This window comes from Pseudomonas sp. SDO55104_S430 (assembly GCF_054070595.1).
Map to the genome: position 1 here is coordinate 1 of NZ_JBSVXG010000475.1, position 1,250 is coordinate 1,250.

The following is a 1,250-nucleotide window of genomic DNA, read 5'->3' on the forward strand; positions in this document are numbered from 1 at the left end:
CTGAACTGGCCTAATAATCCCGGACACCTCTTTAGGGCGATATGATTCGCCCATTCAGGAGGTTCCATGCAAGAACGTAAAACCTATACCCGCGAGTTCAAGATGCGTGCTGCCTGCATGGTTCTTGACGATAACTGCTCGGTTCCAGATGTCTGTGCGTCGATGGATGTGGGGCCTACTGCTCTGCGCCGGTGGATTGAGCAAGTTCGTAAAGAGCGCAAAGGTCAGCCCGTTCCGGGAACCAAGGCCATTACTGCGGAGCAAAAGGAGCTCCAGGAGCTTCGGGCCAAGATCAAGCGCCTTGAGATGGAGGCCGAGATCTTAAAAAAGGCTACGGCTCTCTTGATGTCGGATCCCGATCGTTTTCGTTGATCGAGGAACTGAGAGGGTCAGGCTTGTATCCGACAGCCATCCTTTGCAACGTTTTTGGTGTTTCACGCAGTGGCTTTTATGAGTGGTGCTCGCGCCGCTCAGTGCCAGACAGCAAGCGTGAAGTACTGAAGGCGAAAGTGGTGGAGCTACACGCCGAAAGCCGAGAAAGTCTCGGAGCGAGGATGATGTCGGAGTACTTGAAAGCCCAGCAGATCACTGTGGGTAGGCATTTGGCGGGCAAGCTGATGATGGAAGCAAACCTGGCCAGCAAGCAGCGTCGTCCGCATCCCTTTCGATCCAGAGGTGTCGAGGCGTTCATTGCGCCGAATCGGCTTGAGCGCAATTTTCAGCCGGCCGCGATCAATCAAGTCTGGTGCGGCGACGTTACGAGCCTGTTGGTCGGCAAGCGCTGGTTCCATCTGGCAGTCGTGATTGATCTATTTGCACGGCGTGTTGTTGGATGGGCATTCTCTTTGATCAACGACGCCCACCTGGTGACCAAAGCCCTGAAAATGGCCGTGGAGGTCCGAGGAACACCCACTGGTTTGATATTTCACTCGGATCAGGGTTGCCAGTACTCCAGTCGGAAATTCCAGGCTGCGCTCGAGCAACACGGCATAGTCCAGAGCATGAGCCGCAGAGGACAGTGCTGGGATAATGCGCCTACCGAGCGCTTCTTCGGCACGTTGAAGTCAGAGTGGGTGCCTGGCGAAGGCTATCCCACGATTGAAAAAGCCAAGGCTGACATGACCCAATTCTTTATGCGTTACAACCTGATAAGGCTCCACAGCTACAACAATTACTTGTCGCCAATAGCCATGGAGCAACGGGCGGCCTAAATACCGTAACTGGTGTCCGGAAATACTTGACCAGAACAG

2 protein-coding genes are annotated in these 1,250 nt (G+C 54.3%); both read left to right on the forward strand.

Annotated elements, in window-relative coordinates; genetic code table 11:
- Positions 1–66 precede the first annotated feature (66 nt).
- The gene (locus tag ACW9JE_RS30775; RefSeq protein ID WP_224542228.1) at positions 67–372 is read left to right on the forward strand and encodes a transposase; all 306 of its coding nucleotides are present in this window, start codon (positions 67–69) and stop codon (positions 370–372) included.
- The gene (locus tag ACW9JE_RS30780) at positions 369–1,211 is read left to right on the forward strand and encodes an IS3 family transposase (protein ID WP_457434916.1); all 843 of its coding nucleotides are present in this window, start codon (positions 369–371) and stop codon (positions 1,209–1,211) included. Before ACW9JE_RS30775 ends, ACW9JE_RS30780 begins: the two co-directional genes overlap by 4 nt.
- Positions 1,212–1,250: the final 39 nt, after the last annotated feature.

Bases quoted from the DNA above. Each gene is read 5' to 3' on its own strand.
- ACW9JE_RS30775 (WP_224542228.1), top strand. From the start codon at position 67: ATGCAAGAACGTAAAACCTATACCCGCGAGTTCAAGATGCGTGCTGCC.